Origin of the sequence: Nannocystis exedens (assembly GCF_002343915.1) — a bacterium.
Taxonomy (GTDB): domain Bacteria; phylum Myxococcota_A; class Polyangia; order Nannocystales; family Nannocystaceae; genus Nannocystis; species Nannocystis exedens.
Genome location: NZ_NETK01000001.1, coordinates 2476810 through 2492153, shown reverse-complemented (window position 1 = coordinate 2492153; position 15344 = coordinate 2476810). Strand labels below are relative to the sequence as shown.

Below are 15344 nucleotides of genomic sequence, written 5' to 3'. Positions count from 1 at the left end.
GGTGCGCTCAGGGGCGCGCGCGCAGGTCGGCGGGCGGATCGGCGAGGCCGAACATGCAGCCGTTCTGCGTCAGCTCCATCGGCGCGGACAGGGGCATCGTCGCGTCGAAGCTGACGAGCTGGCCGCCGGCGTCGAGCTCGACGTGGACCTCGGCGGACAGGCCGTCGAGGACGGCGGGGTCGGGGAGCTCGTCGGGCGGGATGATCGGGACCACGCCGAGGACGCCGCCGAGGATGTCGTCGCAGCCGACGTAGTAGTAGACCTCGCCGCTGAAGAAGTGGCCGGCCGGGTTGATGTTGTAGCCCTCGACGTCGACGGTGAGGTCGAAGACGACCGAGTCGCCCGCCGGCTCGTAGCCGCCGAACTCGGGGTAGAGGCCGAACATCCACGAACCCTGGCCGCCGCACTCGAGCGGGAGGGTGACGCCCTCGGCGAGCTGGGCGTGCTCGAAGTCGTAGAGCTCGAGGAAGGGCGCGGGGGCGTCGACGTCGAAGCCCCAGCAGTACGCAGATTCACCGGTGGTGCTGCTCGTGGCGGTCGTGGTGGGGTCGCCGGTGGTCGGTGCGTCGGTGGTCGCGGCGGTGGTCGAGGTCGTCGACGAGGCGTCTTCGCCGGTGCCGGCGGTCGTGCTCGCGGCGTCGGTGGTGGTCGTGCTGCCGGAGGCGTCGGTGGTGCCGCCGTCGTGGGGGGTACACGCCGCGGCGGCGAGCAGGAGCAGGGCGTGCTGCAAGTTCAAGCGCATGCGGCATGGTACGCGCTCACGGGCCCGGGTGCTGGAGGATGACGCCGACGTGCGGCGGCATGCCGGCGAGGTTGCCCCCGACGGCGAAGCGCGGACCTTTGGCGAAGCCGAACGCGGCGTGGAGCAACAGGTGGGTCGGGCTCGGCTCGGGTTCGGGCTCGAGGCTGCCGGTCGTGATGCGCAAGATCTGGCCGCCCGAGCCGGTGACGAAGCCGGCGCCGTCGCTGTCGATCCACACGCCCGAGAGGCCGGGTCGATCGAGCGTGGCGCCGGTCCAATCTTGACCGTCCCACCAGGCGAGTCGCGCGTTCGCTCGCCCGCCGACGGCGAGGCGCGCGTGGGCCGGACCGCTGACGCTGATCAGGTCGGCGATCGAGCCGACGTCCTGCTGCGTCCACGCGGCGCCGTCGTACTGCAGGACGACGCCGAGGTCGCCCACGGCGGTGACGTCGGCGGCGCTCGTGCCGACGATTTTGAAGAGGGCGTGGCAGCCCTCGGGGAGCGGCGGGAGGGTCTCGGGCGACCAGGCGTCGCCGTTCCAGCGCAGCACGGAAGGAGCGCCGACGAAGCCGTCGCCGCCGACGCTCCAGATCGCGTCGGGCCCGGCGCCCCAGATCCCCCACAGCGGGACGTCGGCGCCGGTGGCGATCGTCGTCCAGGTGTCGCCGTCGCGCCGGATCGCCACGCCCGCCTCGCCCACGGCCCACAGCGCGTCGCCGACGCCCGCGAGCCAGTGGAGCCGCGTGGTCCCCGGCGGCAGCGCGAGCTCGGTCCAGGCGGCGCCGTCCCAGTGCAGCGCGAGGCCCTTCGAGGTCGGGCCGACGCCCTGGCCGCCGACGGCGATCACGTCGTCCGGCTGCGGGCCCCACACGCTGAAGAGCGCGCCCTTGTCGACGCCGGGCTCGAGCGCGACGGTCCAGCCTGCGGGTTCGCCGGTGGTCGGGGCGTCGGTGCTGGGATCGAGGGTGGTGGTCGCGGCGGTGGTCGTGCCGGTGCTGGTGCTGGTGCCGGTCGAGGTGGCGCTGGTCGCGGGGACCGAGGAGCAGGCGCCGAGCAGGAGCGCGGCGCAGGCGCGCGGACGGGCGAGCATGCGGGCGACTGTAGCGCGAGGAGCGGCGGACGGGCAGGGGAACGGTGCGCGGAGCGGCCGCGACTTCGCGCGCGGGCGGCCGCCAGACGGCATGTCGCAGCGGACATGTCCTGAAAAACATGTTGAGACGGCAGCAGGCCGGGAGGCCGCCGCGGCCTCGCGTCATCCCTCCGTGGTGTGTCGATGGAGTCGGGAGCGCGCGGGGCACTCGCCCGGCCCGGCTGCGAGGCCGCGTCAATCGGTGTTGCGGTGGATCAGGAGCTGCAAGGGGGTGCGCCCGGTGGCGGGCGGCAGGCCGAGGACGCAGGCGAGGCCGAGCGCGAGGTCGACGACGGCGATCAGCGCGACGATCTTGCCGGCGGTGGCGGGGAAGTCGAGGGCGAAGGTGAGGACGAAGAAGCTGAGGCGGCTGATCCCGCTCCAGTACGCGAACGTGCCGTAGCGGCGCAGGTCGCTGGCCGACAGCCACAGCACCAGCACGCTGAACAGGGCCAGCAGCGACGGCAGCCACAGCCAGAACGGCGAGGGCGGGGCCGCGATCCCGAGCAGCGGCAGGACCCCGGGGACCAGGAACGCGGCGATCATGCTCGCGTTGAAGAGGGCGCAGATCCGTACGAGCTTCTTCATGCGTGCGAGCCTGTTCATGCGTGGGCCTCCGCGTGCGACGTGCGCGTGGGCCACGATACCCCCGTCGCGCGCTTCGGGCCAGCGGGGCGCCGGAGCGACATGTCCTCGGGGACATGTCACGCCACGTTCACGGACGCAGGCGGGCCTCGGCGGACATGAGGCGGAGCAGCAGCTCGTCGCGGGCGGCGACGAGGGAGGCGCGGAGCTCGTCGCAGGCGCCGATCTTGGCGAAGTAGGGGGCGGTGAGGGCGTCGAAGGCGTCGCGCATCATCACCGGCGGGTACTCGATGACGAGGGTGCGCAGGTCCTTGAGGGTGATGTGGCCGAGGCCGGTGGTCTGCTTGGCGCGGGCGAAGGCGAGCAGCCGGGGCTTGAGGCTGCGCAGGAGGCCGAACATGTAGGCGCGGTCCTCGGGGCGCTTGGTGGCGACCTTGAAGATGTGCTGGTTGAGCCAGGCGGGGCCGCCGAAGTAGAGGAAGGTGTCGATCGAGGTGTCGGGGTTGCCGGACCACGAGAGTAATAGGTCGCCGCGGTCGATCCGGCGGCCGCCGTCGCGGTGGACGCAGTAGCGGGTCTGGCGGGTGATGCCTTGCTTGAGCTCGCCGATCTTGATGATCGGCAGGCCCTCGCCGGCGGGGCTGAAGTCGGTCAGGCCGAAGGCGCTGCCGTTCTGGAACTCGGCCAGCTCGGTCAGCGGGAGCAGGCGGTAGGCCAGCGGGAACCGGCGGTCGCCCTCGACGGTGAAGGCCGGCGCGAGTCGGCTGTAGAGCGCCTCGTCGACGGTGGGGTGGCGCAGGCCGTTCTCCTTGGCGGCCGTCGGTTCATGGTCGATGAACCATGTACGAAAGAGCAGCTCGACGAGCTGGACGAGGACGGCCCGCTGGTCGTCGCACAGGCTGATCCGGCGGTCGAGGGCCGAGAGGGCGCCGGCGATCGCCCGCTGCTCGGCGAGCGGCGGGAGCAGCAGCGGGGTCTGTCGCAGGGTGCTGAGGTTGGTGTGCGGGACGCCGGCGGCGATGGTCCAGTTCTCGACGTAGCGCTGGACCTCGGGCGAGCGGCACCAGTAATAGACGTACTCGGGGTCGGCGCGCGAAAGGTCGCAGGTCAGCTTCATCTGGCTCTGCGACAGCAGGAAGCGCCGCCACGGCAGGTCGTCGGGGACGAGGCCGACCTGCGAGACGGTGCCGCGCTGGGTGAAGATGACGTCGCCCGGGTAGGCCTGCGAGCGCCGCAGCGCGTCGGCCTTGCTCGGATGCACGAACACCAGCTCGTCGGGGTAAAACCGCCGCTCGCCGTGGCCGAGGTTGCAGCCGCGGATCACCGGCACGCCGTCCGGGTCGTCGACGTAGTCGGCCTGGGTGAGGTCGGAGCCGAACGGGCCGCCGGCGATCGCGTTGTCGCTGTCGGCCTTGATGGCGTCGAGGGTGCAGCGCACCCAGTGGGCCGGCACACTCACGGGACCTCGACCCGCGCCAGCGCGTCGGCGATCTCGCGGTCGAGCGCGGCGGCGCGGTCGAGCTGGTCGAGCAGCTCGCGGCGCAGCGCGGCGAACTGCTCGGAGAACGCCGGCGCGGCGTTGGCCGCCTCGGCCGGCCGCACGTGCCGCGTCGGCGCGAGGATGAACTCGTGCTCGGCGAGGGTCGGCAGGTCGACGGCGCGGCAGCGGCCGGGGACGTCGGCGTATGGCTTTTGCGACATGCTCTCCGCGACAGGTGCTCCGCGCCAGGCGTGGTAGAGGCCGGCGATCTCGGCCAGCTCCTCGGGGCGGAGGGCCAGGTGGGTGCGGTCGAGCATGGCGCCCATGTCGCGGGCGTCGATCATGAGGATCTTGCCGCGGCGGTCGCGGCCGCTGGCCTTGTCGCGGGCGAGCAGCCACAGACACACGGGGATCGCGGTGCTGTAGAACAGGCGGGCCGGCAGGGCGATGATGCCGTCGACGAGGTCGGCCTCGACGATCCGGCGCCGGATCTCGCCCTCGCGGCCGCCGACGGTCAACGAGCCGTTGGCGAGCACGAGGCCGGCCAGACCCTGCGGCGCAAGGTGGTAGAGGATGTGCTGCACCCACGCGAAGTTGGCGTTGGCGTCGGGCGGCAGGCCGAAGCAAAACCGCGGGTCGTCGGCCAGCGCGGTGGCTCCCCAGGCGCGAGCGTTGAACGGCGGGTTGGCGAGGATGTAGTCGGCCCGCAGGTCGGCGTGGAGGTCGCGCATGAAGCTGTCCGAAGGTTCGGCTCCGAGGTCGCCCTCGATGCCGCGGATGGCCAGGTTCATGCGGGCGAGCCGCCAGGTGGTCGGGTTCGACTCCTGGCCGACGATCTTGAGCTCGCCGCGGTGACCGCCGTGCTCCTCGAAGTAGCGCTCGCTCTGCACGAACATGCCGCCGGAGCCGCACGCGGGGTCGTAGATGGTGCCGCGCGTCGGCGCGAGCAGGGCGACCAGCAGACCGACGACGCTCGGCGGGGTGTAGAACTGACCGCCGTTGCGACCCTCGGCCGAGGCGAAGCAGGTGAGGAAGTATTCGTAGACGCGGCCGAGGACGTCGTGCGCCTTGCGGCCTTGCGACCCCAAATCGGGGATGTCGTCGAGGAGGTGCAGCAGCTCGCCGAGGCGCGCCGCCTCGAGGCCGGGGCGCTGGTAGATCTGCGGCAGGATCCCGCGGAGCGTCGGGTTCTGGGCCTCGATCGCGGCCATCGCCTGGTCGAGGTCGCGGCCGAGCAGCGGCGAGCGGGCCTTGCCCAGCAGCGTGTCCCAGCGCGCCGCCGCCGGCACCTTGAAGCCCCGCGTCGGCGGCGGCTTGGCGCCCGCGGCGCGCAGCGGCGGGCCGGCCTCGCCGACGAACTTGAGGAAGAGGAGGCCGAGCACGACGTGCTTGTATTCGGCCGCGTCCATGTTGTTGCGCAGGCGGTCGGCGGCCTGCCACAAGGTGGCCTCGAAGCCGAGCTCGCCGCGGGCCTGACTCTTGGCTCCGCGCCGCTTGGGCGGCGCCGCCGGTGCGCCCGCAGCGGGAGGCGCGGGGCCCCCGGAGCCGCAGGTGCGGGTGGGGGCGCCGGCGAGCGGCGCTCGATGAACAGGAGGCGGTCGATGAGGTCGGCCGGATCGCCGTACGCCTCGCGCAGGCCGACGAATTCGCAGACCTCGCGCAGCTCGAGGACACTGAGTCGCTCGAGGAAGCCGCGGAACTGATCGTAGCGGGCGGTGCAGAGGAGGTCGATGAGTTGGCCCCGCTGGCGCTGCGCGGGCTCGGGGATCTGGAGGACGCGGGCGAGCTCGATCAGGCGCGGCGTCTCCAGGGCCGCGAGGATCATTTCGTGGCGTGAGAAGAACATGAAGCGGGTGCCGTCCGGGGAGGGGGCGCGCCGGCGCCGGGCGCGGGGGCGTGACGCAGTTCGGGGCCGCAGGCCCGAAGGCCGTGGGGTAAAGGCCGTGGGGTTGTACGACATTTCGGCCCCGCTTGTGGCCCGGGCTGCAGGACCGTCCGCGCCGCGAGACCGGGCGCGGATTGACAGAGACAAGGATCGCGAGCAGCATCCGAAGTGAGGCGCCGCGCGCACGCGCGACAGAGCGAAGAGAGCGAATGGCGAGGAAATTATTTGTCGGTGGCCTGAGCTGGAACACGACCGACGAGGGGCTTCGAGCCGCATTTGGCCGCTTCGGCACGGTGACCGAGGCGAAGGTGGTGACGGACCGCGAGACCGGACGCTCGCGCGGCTTCGGCTTCGTCGCGTTCCAGAACCCGGCCGACAGCGAGTCGGCGATGCAAGCGATGGACGGCGCGACGCTCGACATGCGGCAGATCCGCGTCAGCGTCGCCGAGGACAAGCCCCGCGGGCCACGCCCCGACGGCCCGCCACGCTCGGCCGATGGCCCACGCCCCGGCGGACCCGGCCGCCCGTTCAACGACCGCGGCGCGCCCGACTCGCGGCCGCAGCCGCCCCGCGAGGCGCCCGCAGGCGATCGCGGGTTCTCGCCCCGCCCCGCCGGGCCCCCCGCTGGACAGGGGCGCCCGCCTCGCAACTTCGACTCGGGCCCGAGTTACGACCGCGGCGGCCCGCCCGCGCGTGGCTTCGCGTCCGCCCCGCCGCCTGGACCGGCACCGTCGGAGGGCCGCGGCCGACGCGACCGCGACCGCGACCGCGGACGCGACCGCGACGAGGGCGAAGGCCGGGCGAAGAAACGCGGCGGCCGCGGCCGACGCCGCCACGAGGACGGCGACGGCGACCTCGACATGGACTACTAGATCGCGGGCGTTGAACGCACGGCGGCGGTCGGCACGGCCGCCGTCGTCGCGAAGGGCGATCGATCGAGTTCGCCAGGACGCCGAAGCACGGTGGCTCGTCGGGTCGGCACGGCCGCGACGAGGCGCTTGCGAAAAGGCGTTCCCCCGCCGGACCGCGTACGACGAAGGATGGGGCCAGGGCGCGCGGGCGGTGAGCCGTCGGGACCACGAGGGGCGCGCCGGGCAAGCAGGCCGCGCGAAGGCAGGGCACGCGTACGACGAGCGACCGGCTGCGCGTGGCGGGTCTTGTGAAGGACGCCTGGGACAGGGCGCTTCGGACATGTCTTCGAAAACATGTCCAAAGGCGCATGGTCTTCAAAGCATGCTTTGAAAGCCATACCGCTTCGGGGCGCGCTGCGGGAGCCGAAAGCAGCGAGAGCGGAGCTGCGAGGCTCCGCTCTCGGGTGCACGAGCCGCGGTGGGGCTCAGCGCTTGCTGAACTGGAAGCGACGGCGGGCGCCGGCGCGGCCGTACTTCTTGCGCTCGACGGCGCGGGAGTCGCGGGTGAGGTAGCCGGCGCTCTTGAGGGCGCCGCGGACCTCGGGGTCGACCTGGAGGAGGGCGCGGGCGATGCCGAGACGGATCGCGCCGGCCTGGCCGGACAGACCGCCGCCGTTGGCCGTGGCCCACACGTCGTACTTCTCGCGGCTACCGGCGGCGACCAGGGGCTGCTCGATGAGCTTGAGGTTGGTCGGGCGGCAGAGGTAGCTGTCGGCCTCGCGGCGGTTGATCAGGATCTTGCCTTCGCCGGGGAACAGCCACACGCGGGCGACCGCGCTCTTGCGGCGGCCGGTGGCGTAGTACTTCATCGTGTCTTTGGCCATGAGACGAACCGTGGAATGAGACTGGAGTTCAGAACGGGAGCTTGTAGGGCTTGGGCTGCTGCGCCTGGTGGTTGTGCTCGGGCCCGGCGAACACCTTGAGCTTGCTCACGGTGGCGCGACCCAGCGGCGAGCGGGGAAGCATGCGGCGGACGGCGATCGTGATCAGCTCTTCCGGCTTCTTGGCGAGCAGGGTGCGCGCCGAGGCGGACTTCATGCCGCCGGGGAAGCCCGAGTTGAAGTAGTAAAACTTCTTGTCGAGCTTGTCGCCGGTGAGCTTGACCTTGTCGGCGTTGATGCAGACCACGAAGTCACCCACGTCGAGGTGCGGGGTGAACGTGGCCTTGTGCTTGCCGCGAAGGATGTTGGCGATCTGACTCGCAGCGCGGCCGACCGTGAGACCGGTGAGGTCGATCAGCAGCCAGTCGCGGCGGATATCGGCGGGATTGGGGTAGTGCGTACCCATGGGACGGGGATGGATACGCGAGCACCCCGGGGCTGTCAAGCGCGGGACGCGGCGTTGGCGTCGCCTGCGAGGCTTCCGGCGGGGACGCGGCGTGAGGTTCGGGCTCAGACTCACATGCCCGGCGGCGCCGGCGGACGGGCGATCTCTACCGGGGCCGCCGGCGCGGGGAGGGCTGGGCCCACGCCGGCGACTCGGCCATACTGGAGCCCGTGGTTTGCGGGCAGACTCCATTCCCTCGGCCCCGCGGGTCCGAAGGTCACGGCCCGGTGGGCCTGAAGGTGAGCTGAACGGCGTGACGGCGGCCCAATCCAGCTCCGGCGTGAAGATCTTGGTGGCCGACGATTCGCCGGGAGATCGCGCGGTGGCCCGCGCGGTGCTCACCGAGGCCGGCTTCGCCGTGGTCGAGGCGACCGACGGCCAGCAGGTGCTCGAGCTGTACAACCGGGAGCGCCCGGCGCTGGTCATGCTCGACGTGGTCATGCCCAAGATCGGCGGGCTCGAGGTGTGCCGGATCCTCAAGGCCAAGGCCAGCGGGTTCCTGCCGGTCCTCATGGTCAGCACCCGCAACTCGGTCAACGCCCGCGTCGAGGGCCTGCGCAGCGGCGCCGACGACTACCTCGGCAAGCCCTACAACCCCGAGGAGCTGCGCGCCCGCATCGACGTGCTGCTGCGGACGCGGGCGCAGTTCTCGCTCGGCGACGGCGCCGAGGGCGACGGGCCGCGGGCGCGGCGGGTCGAGCTGGCGCCGGAGGAGTTCCGCCGCCGCCTCCAGGAGGAGTTCGAGCGGGCCGAGCGCTACAGCGATCCGCTGGCCTGTCTGCGGGTCGAGGTCGACGAGGGCGGCGAGGGCGCGCGGCCGGCGGTCGAGCTGACGCCGGCGCTGCACGCGATCATCGAGGGCAACGTCCGCAAGATCGACCTCGTGCAGCGGACCGACGACCGCGGATTCTTGCTGATCTTGCCGAACACTCACTTCCCGGGGGCGCTGACGGTCGCCGAGCGGGTCGCGCGCGAGGCGAGGCGGCCGCTCCTCCACCCCTCGTCGGCCCGCGCCGCCGCAGCCGGCGGGTTCTCGGTGTCGATCGGGGTGTCGTTTTATCCCAACAAGGACACGCGCTCGCTGCAGGACCTGCTCGACCTGGTCGACGCGGCGCTCGAGCGGGCCCGGCGCGAGTCGGGCGGCAAGATCTGCCTGTTCCAGCACCAGGGCTACCTTTACTCGCCCGACGACTGATGTCGAAGCGTGTCCCCATCCCCGCGGTCCGCCGCGTCCTCCTTTATCCGCGCGACGGAGCGCGGGCGTTCGAGGCGACCCTCAACGCCACCCGCTGGCTGCGCGAGCACGCGGTCGCGGTCAAAGTGTGCGCGCTGACCGAGGGCGCGGGCGCCGAGGCGCTGCGGCGCGAGGGGGCCGAGGTCGTGCCGCACTGCGACGGGCTGGCCGAGGACTGCGACCTGGTGGTGGCGCTCGGCGGCGACGGCACGCTGCTGCGCGCCAGCCGGTGGGCGGCCGAGGCCGGGGTGCCGGTGCTGGGCATCAACCTCGGCGACCTCGGCTTCCTCACCGCGTACCAGGCGGAGCAGGGGGAGATCGGGCTGGCGGCGGCGGTCCACGGCGAGCTCGCGTGGGAGCCGCGGCTGCGCATGCAGGTCGAGCTGCAGCGCGGCGGCCGGGTGTTCCTGCGCGAGACGGCCTGCAACGACGCGTACATCAAGCACGGCGAGTTCCCGCGGCTCCTTTCGCTGGCGACCGACGTCGGCGGGCAGTTCATGGCCACGTACAAGGCCGACGGGCTGATCGTCTGCACGCCGATGGGCTCGACCGCCTACAACCTGGCGGCCGGCGGCCCGATCGTGGCCCCGTCGGCGACGGCCTTCACGATCACGCCGATCTGCCCGCACAGCCTCACGCACCGGCCCGTGGTCGTCGACGCCGCGTCGCTGATCGAGATCACCTACGAGGGCCCGGTCGAGGGCGGCGCCTTCCTGACGATCGACGGCCAGACCAGCGTGTCGCTCGAGCTCGGCGACCGCGTCGTCATCGACGCCGCGCCGGACCCGCTGCGCCTGTGCCCCCCGGAGTACAGCGTGTTCCGGGTCCTGGCCACCAAGCTGGGCTGGAGCGCCGGGATGGGCGGCCGGACGCGCTGACGCGCTGACGCGCGGCGGTGCGCATGCTATAGCGCCGTCGTGCTCAGCTACTTGCACATCCGCGGGCTCGCGCTGCTCGACGACGTCGCCCTCGAGCTGGGGCGCGGGATGAACGTCCTCACCGGCGAGACGGGCGCGGGCAAGTCGATCATCGTCGACGCGCTGGCGCTCCTGCGAGGGGCCCGCGGGCGGGCCGAGATCGTGCGCCAGGGGGCCGACGCGGCCCGGGCCAGCGCGCAGTTCGAGCTCGACGCCGGGGCGCTGCGGCGGCTGGCGCCGGCGCTCGACGAGCTGGGGATCGAGGAGGGCCGCGAGGCGCTGGTGCTCGAGCGCGTGGTCGGCCGCGCCGGCCGCGGGCGCTCGGTGGTCCAGTCCGTGCTCACCACCCAGGGGATGCTCGAGCGGGTCGGCGAGCAGCTGATCGACATCTGCAGCCAGCACGAGCACCACTCGCTGACGCACGTCGCCCGCCACATCGACCTGCTCGACGCCTACGCCGGCCTCGACGCCGAGGCGACGGCCTACGCCGAGCAGTACCGCGCGTGGCAGGCGGCGGCCCAGGCGGCGGCCGACCTGCGCCGGCGGGCGGCCGAAGGGGCGGCGCGCGCCGACTTCCTGCGCTTCCAGATCGAGGAGATCGAGCGCGTCAATCCGGAGCCCGGGGAGCTGGCGGCGCTGCGCCAGCGGGCGCTGCTGCTGCGCGACGCCCACCGCTGGACCGCGTTCGCCCGCCAGGCCCACGACGTGCTGTACGAGTCCGACGACGCGATCGCCGGCCGCCTGGCGATCCTGCTCGACGAGGCCCGCCGCGGCGCCGACAGCTCGCGCCTCCTGGGGGAGATCCAGGAGCAGTTGGTCGCGGCCCAGGTGGCGTGCGAGGAGGCGGCCGCGGCCGCGGCCCGGTTCGCCAACGAGATGTCCTTCGAGCCAGGTGATCTGGAGCAGGTCGAGGAGCGCCTGCACGAGCTCGAGACGCTGAAGCGCAAGCACGGCGGCGACCTCGAGGCGCTTCCGGCCAAGCTGACGGCGATGCGCGAGGAGCTGTCGCAGCTCGAGCACGCCGACTCGCACCTCGAGGCGCTCGACGCCCGCGAGCAGGAGCTGCTGGGCAAGTGCCTGCAGCGGGCGGGGCAGCTGCACGCGCGCCGGGCCGCGGCCGCCGAGGGGCTGGCGCGCGCGGTCGAGGCCGAGCTGGCGGCGCTGCACATCCCGCGGGCGCGCCTCGAGGCCAGGGTGGAGGAATTGCCGCCGGGGCAGCTCGGGCCGCGCGGGCTCGACCGGGTCGAATTCATGTTCTCGGCCAACCCGGGCGAGCCGGTCGCGCCGCTCAACCGGGTCGCCTCGGGCGGCGAGCTGTCGCGCGTGCTGCTGGCGATCAAGAGCGTGCTGTCGACCGGCGACAGCGTCACGACCTACGTGTTCGACGAGGTCGACGCCGGGGTCGGCGGCGCCGTGGCCGAGGCGATCGGCCGCCGCCTGTACGCGGCGTCGCGCCAGCGCCAGGTGCTCTGCATCACCCACCTGCCGCAGATCGCCGCGTTCGCCGACGCCCACTTCCGCGTCGAGAAGCACACCCAGGCCGGTCGCACGATCACCCGCGTGGTCAAGCTGACCGACGAGGAGCGCGTCGAAGAGCTGGCCCGCATGCTCGGCGGCTCGCGCGTGACCACCAGCGCCCGCGAACACGCCCACGCCCTGATCGCCGAGGCCCGCGCGACGCCGACCCGCAAGAAAGAGCCGCGCACCGGCCGGCGCGCTCAGGCGCAGTCCTGAGGGGCGGCGCGTGCTCGAGGACCTGTCCTCCGGGACATGCTTGGATGGGCATGTCCCCGCGGGCACGCCCGATCGAGCGGGCCCGCGGGCGTACGTCGAGCGCGCAGGTCCTCGCGCGGTGCCATGTGTCCCGAAGGATAGACCTTCACCGCGGGGGCGGGCTCGGGGCGACGGACGGGAGATGTCCCGAAGGACAGGGCGCTTCGCCCCGCGCCTCCGCGGAGGTCCCCGACCACGGGTTCGCATGCCCGGAAGGACATGTTTTCTCGGCCGCGCGGGGGGCTGCCGGGCGCGCTAGGGGGGGCCGCGCAGCTGCGTGTCCGCCCGGCCCTGATGGCGCGCTCGCGTCGGGTGCCAGGTCGGGCGCTCGCCGGGGCGCGATGTCTGGATGGGCATGTCCATAGAGACATGGCATAAGGGCCAGATCTCGCATTACGGCCGGGCCCGGGAGAGGGGCCGGCCGCGGGCGGCGATCTCCGTGTCCGCGCACCCCGATGTTGGGGCGGAAGCGGCCCGGATGATGTTCTAGAGCGGTCCACCGCGACCACTACGCGTGGGTGCCGAGCTGCTTCAGCCGCGCCGGCGACTGCGAGCGGGCGTTTGCGATCTTCAAGGACGACTTCATCGCCCAGCGCCTGCCCGACATGAAGGACAAGGCGCAGGCCGAGCAGATCGCCCGTCAGTCGTTCGAGGGCTTCCCGGGCAACAAGAAGTGCGCCACGAAGACCGCCGCGAAATGAGGTGACGATGCGCGCGCGACGGAGCTCCCTGGGGTCGATGTTGTTGTTGTTGTTGTTGTGGAGCTCCGTCGCCTGCGACGTCCGCCCGTCGCACGCCGAGGACAAGTGCCCGCCGTGCGAGTGCAAGTGCAACTGTGACGACAAGGTTGCGGCGGCGCCGGTGCAGCGTCGCCGCCCGGTCAGCCGCCGGTGCAGGCGACCCCGCCGGACCAGCCGGCCGGTCCGTACGCCCCGCAGACGGCCGAGATCGGCGAGCTCGTGGCCTCGGCCACGCGCAAGATGAACTTCGACGACGGCAAGGGCTGCCTCGCCGACCTCGACAAGATCCACGCCATCGACGCCAAGTACGACGCGCGCCTGGCCGTGACCCGCGGCATGTGCGAGATGCTGACCGGCCGCTGCCAGGAGGGCAAGCAGCGCATCGCGCGGTGGTACCAGGAAGAGACCAACATGCACCCCGAGCGGGCCACGGCCACCGCCGAGTCGCTGGCGTCGATGCGCTGCCGCGAGGGCGATTCGACCGACCGCGACCGCCTGCTGCGCGCCTACTTCGACCTGTTCGACGGCGCGTACATGAACAAGAAGACCGTCGCGAACTGCAAGGCGGCCCTCGACGTCGCCCGCGCGCTGATCCCCAAGGTCAAGCCGCAGGGGCCCGAGGACTCGCAGATCCGCGACAGCCCGCGCGCGCTGTTCCACACCGCCGCCACCTGCTTCGGCCGCGCCGGCGACTGCAAGACGGCGCTGGCGGTCTACCGCGAGTTCTATCCGAGCCTCGACACGGTCAAGGACCAGGCCACCCGCGACAAGATCATCCAGGACTCGTTCGACTCGTCGATCATCCACTGCGGGCCCAAGGCCAAGTCGCCCTGAGCCGAGCTGCACGCGGGCGCGAGCGGCACGAGCGGGCGCTCGGACATCGGCATGTACTTAAAAACATGTTTTTTAGAGCATGGCCAAGGGAGCATGTTATGCAGGACATGCTCTCGAGAGCAGCAAGCCCGCCGTCACAGCGAGACCTTGCGGCCGAGCGCCAGCTTGGGCTCGAAGGGGGTCGACAGCACCGCCTCGGCCAGGCACTTGCCGAGGGCGTCGTGCACGGAGGGCACCGAGCGGGTGACCTTGCCGTCGAGGCCGACGGCGTAGTCGATGACGATCTTCGGCCCGCCGACCGCGCCGTGGGCCTTGCGGCACTTCTGGGCCTTGCGCTCGACCTGCTTCAGCGGGTCGAGCGGCGCCGCGGGCTTGACGGCCTTCTTCTTCTCGACGGCGGGCGGGGGCGCGACCTCGGGCTCGAGCGGCGGGAGGGCCTCGTCGGCCGGCGGGGGCTCGGGTGCGGGCTCCGGCGGCGGCGGATCGAGCTCGGGTCGCGGCTCCGCCGGGGGCCGCGGCTCGGCCTTGGCGGGTGAAGGGGTTTCAGGCGACGCAGCGGGCGCGGCGACGGGAGGCGGCGGGGCGGTGACCGGCGGTGGAGGCGGCGCGTCGCCGCGGGTGAGCGCGAGGGCGACGGCGGCCGCGCCGAGCAGGCCGGCGCCGGCGAGCGCGAGCGACGGCCGCGAGCGCCGCGGCTGCGGGGGCGCGAACACGGCGGTGGGGCTGGTCTGCGTGCCCTCGCCGGGCGTGGCGGCGTCGTGCGACGCGGCGGTCACGGCCTCGCGCCGGCTCGAGTCCGTGTACGCGGGCTGGAGCGTCGGGGTCTGCGGCTCGCGCGGCGGACGAGCGGCGGCGACCGGCGCGAGCGCCGGGGCCTCGCGCTGCAGGAGGTCGGTCAGCGCCTGGCCGACCTCCTGCATCGACTGGAAGCGGTCACCTGGCTTTTTAGCCATGGCCTTGAGGACAATGGCGTCGAGCGCCGGCGAGATGCCGGCGGCCGGGGCGAGGCTCGACGGGGCCGGCGGCAGGGCCTCGCAGTGCTGCATGGCGACCTGGATCGGCTCGCCGGTGAACGGCACCCGGCCGGTCAGCAGCTTGAACAGCACCACCCCGAACGAGTAGATGTCGCTGCGGCGGTCGAGGTTGGCGTTGCGGATCTGCTCCGGCGACATGTAGCTCGGCGTGCCGAGGGTGACGCCGGTCTCGGTCAGCTCGGAGTTGTCCTCGGCGCGGGCGATGCCGAAGTCCAGCAGCTTGCAGATCTCCCCGCCGTCGCGGCGCCGGGCCAAGAACACGTTGGAGACCTTGAGGTCGCGGTGGATGAGGCCGCTGTCGTGGACGCAGGCGACGGCGTGGGCGATCTGGATCGCCCACACGCAGGCGTCGTGGGGCGAAAAGGGGTGCTCGGCGCGGCGGCGCAGGCGGGCGTCGAGGTCCTCGCCCTGCAGCAGCTCCATGGCGAAGAACACCAGCCCGGACGGCTCCTCGCCGAAGGAGTAGATGTCGACGATGTTGGGGTGGTCGAGCGAGGCGATCATCTGCGCCTCTCGCAGGAATCGCTCGACGCTGGTGCGGTCCTCGGCCAGCCTGGCGTGGAGGAGCTTCAGGGCGCAGCGACGCCTCAGCCGCATGTCCTCGCCGAGGTACACGTCGCCCATGCCGCCACGACCGAGCAGGCCGAGCACGCGGTAACGGTTCTCCAGCACCGTGCCGATCACCTGCGCGTCGCGGTCAGGCACCATTTCAGGCTGTCTACCACCGATGCGCGCGCGGCTTCAACGCGGGGCG

At 72.6% G+C, this 15344-nt stretch carries 15 protein-coding genes; 7 read left to right on the top strand and 8 right to left on the bottom strand.

The window, feature by feature from the left end; genetic code table 11:
* Positions 1 to 7: 7 nt before the first annotated feature.
* The 5 genes from NAEX_RS09710 to NAEX_RS09690 all read right to left on the bottom strand — a co-directional run bounded on the left by NAEX_RS09710 (position 8) and on the right by NAEX_RS09690 (position 5378).
* A complete protein-coding gene (locus NAEX_RS09710; RefSeq protein WP_096327227.1) occupies positions 8 to 742 on the bottom strand; it encodes a hypothetical protein in 735 nt (244 codons plus the stop codon).
* A 16-nt stretch (positions 743 to 758) separates the two neighbouring features.
* Positions 759 to 1832 (bottom strand): beta propeller repeat protein, encoded by a 1074-nt coding sequence (locus NAEX_RS09705; protein WP_096327226.1) that lies wholly within the window; start codon positions 1830 to 1832, stop codon positions 759 to 761.
* A gap of 234 nt (positions 1833 to 2066) precedes the next feature.
* Positions 2067 to 2459: a hypothetical protein gene (locus tag NAEX_RS09700; protein ID WP_096327225.1), complete on the bottom strand. Its 393-nt coding sequence runs from the start codon at positions 2457 to 2459 to the stop codon at positions 2067 to 2069.
* Positions 2460 to 2586: 127 nt separating this feature from the next.
* Positions 2587 to 3915, bottom strand: coding sequence for a restriction endonuclease subunit S (locus tag NAEX_RS09695; protein ID WP_096327224.1), 1329 nt, complete (start codon positions 3913 to 3915; stop codon positions 2587 to 2589).
* Entirely contained in the window at positions 3912 to 5378 is a 1467-nt protein-coding gene (locus NAEX_RS09690; RefSeq protein ID WP_211302386.1) for a type I restriction-modification system subunit M, read from the bottom strand. Before NAEX_RS09690 ends, NAEX_RS09695 begins: the two co-directional genes overlap by 4 nt.
* Before the next feature lie 68 nt (positions 5379 to 5446).
* Here NAEX_RS09690 and NAEX_RS47555 point away from each other — a divergent pair, with 68 nt between their 5' ends.
* A complete protein-coding gene (locus tag NAEX_RS47555; protein WP_143825549.1) occupies positions 5447 to 5773 on the top strand; it encodes a hypothetical protein in 327 nt (108 codons plus the stop codon).
* Positions 5774 to 6030: 257 nt separating this feature from the next.
* Positions 6031 to 6693: an RNA recognition motif domain-containing protein gene (locus NAEX_RS09685; protein ID WP_096327222.1), complete on the top strand. Its 663-nt coding sequence runs from the start codon at positions 6031 to 6033 to the stop codon at positions 6691 to 6693.
* Between the two features lie 464 nt (positions 6694 to 7157).
* Here NAEX_RS09685 and rpsI read toward each other — a convergent pair whose 3' ends face one another.
* Both rpsI and rplM read right to left on the bottom strand, forming a co-directional pair.
* A complete protein-coding gene (gene rpsI, locus NAEX_RS09680) occupies positions 7158 to 7556 on the bottom strand; it encodes a 30S ribosomal protein S9 (protein ID WP_143140956.1) in 399 nt (132 codons plus the stop codon).
* Positions 7557 to 7584: 28 nt separating this feature from the next.
* Positions 7585 to 8019 (bottom strand): 50S ribosomal protein L13, encoded by a 435-nt coding sequence (rplM, locus tag NAEX_RS09675; RefSeq protein WP_096327221.1) that lies wholly within the window; start codon positions 8017 to 8019, stop codon positions 7585 to 7587.
* A 292-nt stretch (positions 8020 to 8311) separates the two neighbouring features.
* On the opposite strand from rplM, the gene NAEX_RS09670 reads away from it, so the two are divergent.
* From NAEX_RS09670 to NAEX_RS09650, 5 genes are all read left to right on the top strand, one after another.
* Positions 8312 to 9253, top strand: coding sequence for a GGDEF domain-containing response regulator (locus NAEX_RS09670; RefSeq protein WP_170135598.1), 942 nt, complete (start codon positions 8312 to 8314; stop codon positions 9251 to 9253).
* Entirely contained in the window at positions 9253 to 10170 is a 918-nt protein-coding gene (locus tag NAEX_RS09665; RefSeq protein ID WP_096327219.1) for an NAD(+)/NADH kinase, read from the top strand. The genes NAEX_RS09670 and NAEX_RS09665 overlap by 1 nt, the downstream gene beginning before the upstream one ends.
* Before the next feature lie 39 nt (positions 10171 to 10209).
* The gene (gene recN, locus NAEX_RS09660; RefSeq protein WP_096327218.1) at positions 10210 to 11943 is read left to right on the top strand and encodes a DNA repair protein RecN; all 1734 of its coding nucleotides are present in this window, start codon (positions 10210 to 10212) and stop codon (positions 11941 to 11943) included.
* 557 nt (positions 11944 to 12500) lie between these two features.
* On the top strand, positions 12501 to 12683 hold the full coding sequence (locus tag NAEX_RS09655; RefSeq protein WP_096327217.1) for a hypothetical protein: 183 nt from the start codon (positions 12501 to 12503) through the stop codon (positions 12681 to 12683).
* Positions 12684 to 12872: 189 nt separating this feature from the next.
* A complete protein-coding gene (locus NAEX_RS09650) occupies positions 12873 to 13556 on the top strand; it encodes a hypothetical protein (protein WP_096327216.1) in 684 nt (227 codons plus the stop codon).
* A gap of 134 nt (positions 13557 to 13690) precedes the next feature.
* Here the strand turns inward: NAEX_RS09650 and NAEX_RS09645 are convergent, their stop codons facing one another.
* Positions 13691 to 15298, bottom strand: a complete 1608-nt coding sequence (locus NAEX_RS09645; protein WP_096327215.1) for a serine/threonine-protein kinase — start codon at positions 15296 to 15298, stop codon at positions 13691 to 13693.
* Positions 15299 to 15344: the final 46 nt, after the last annotated feature.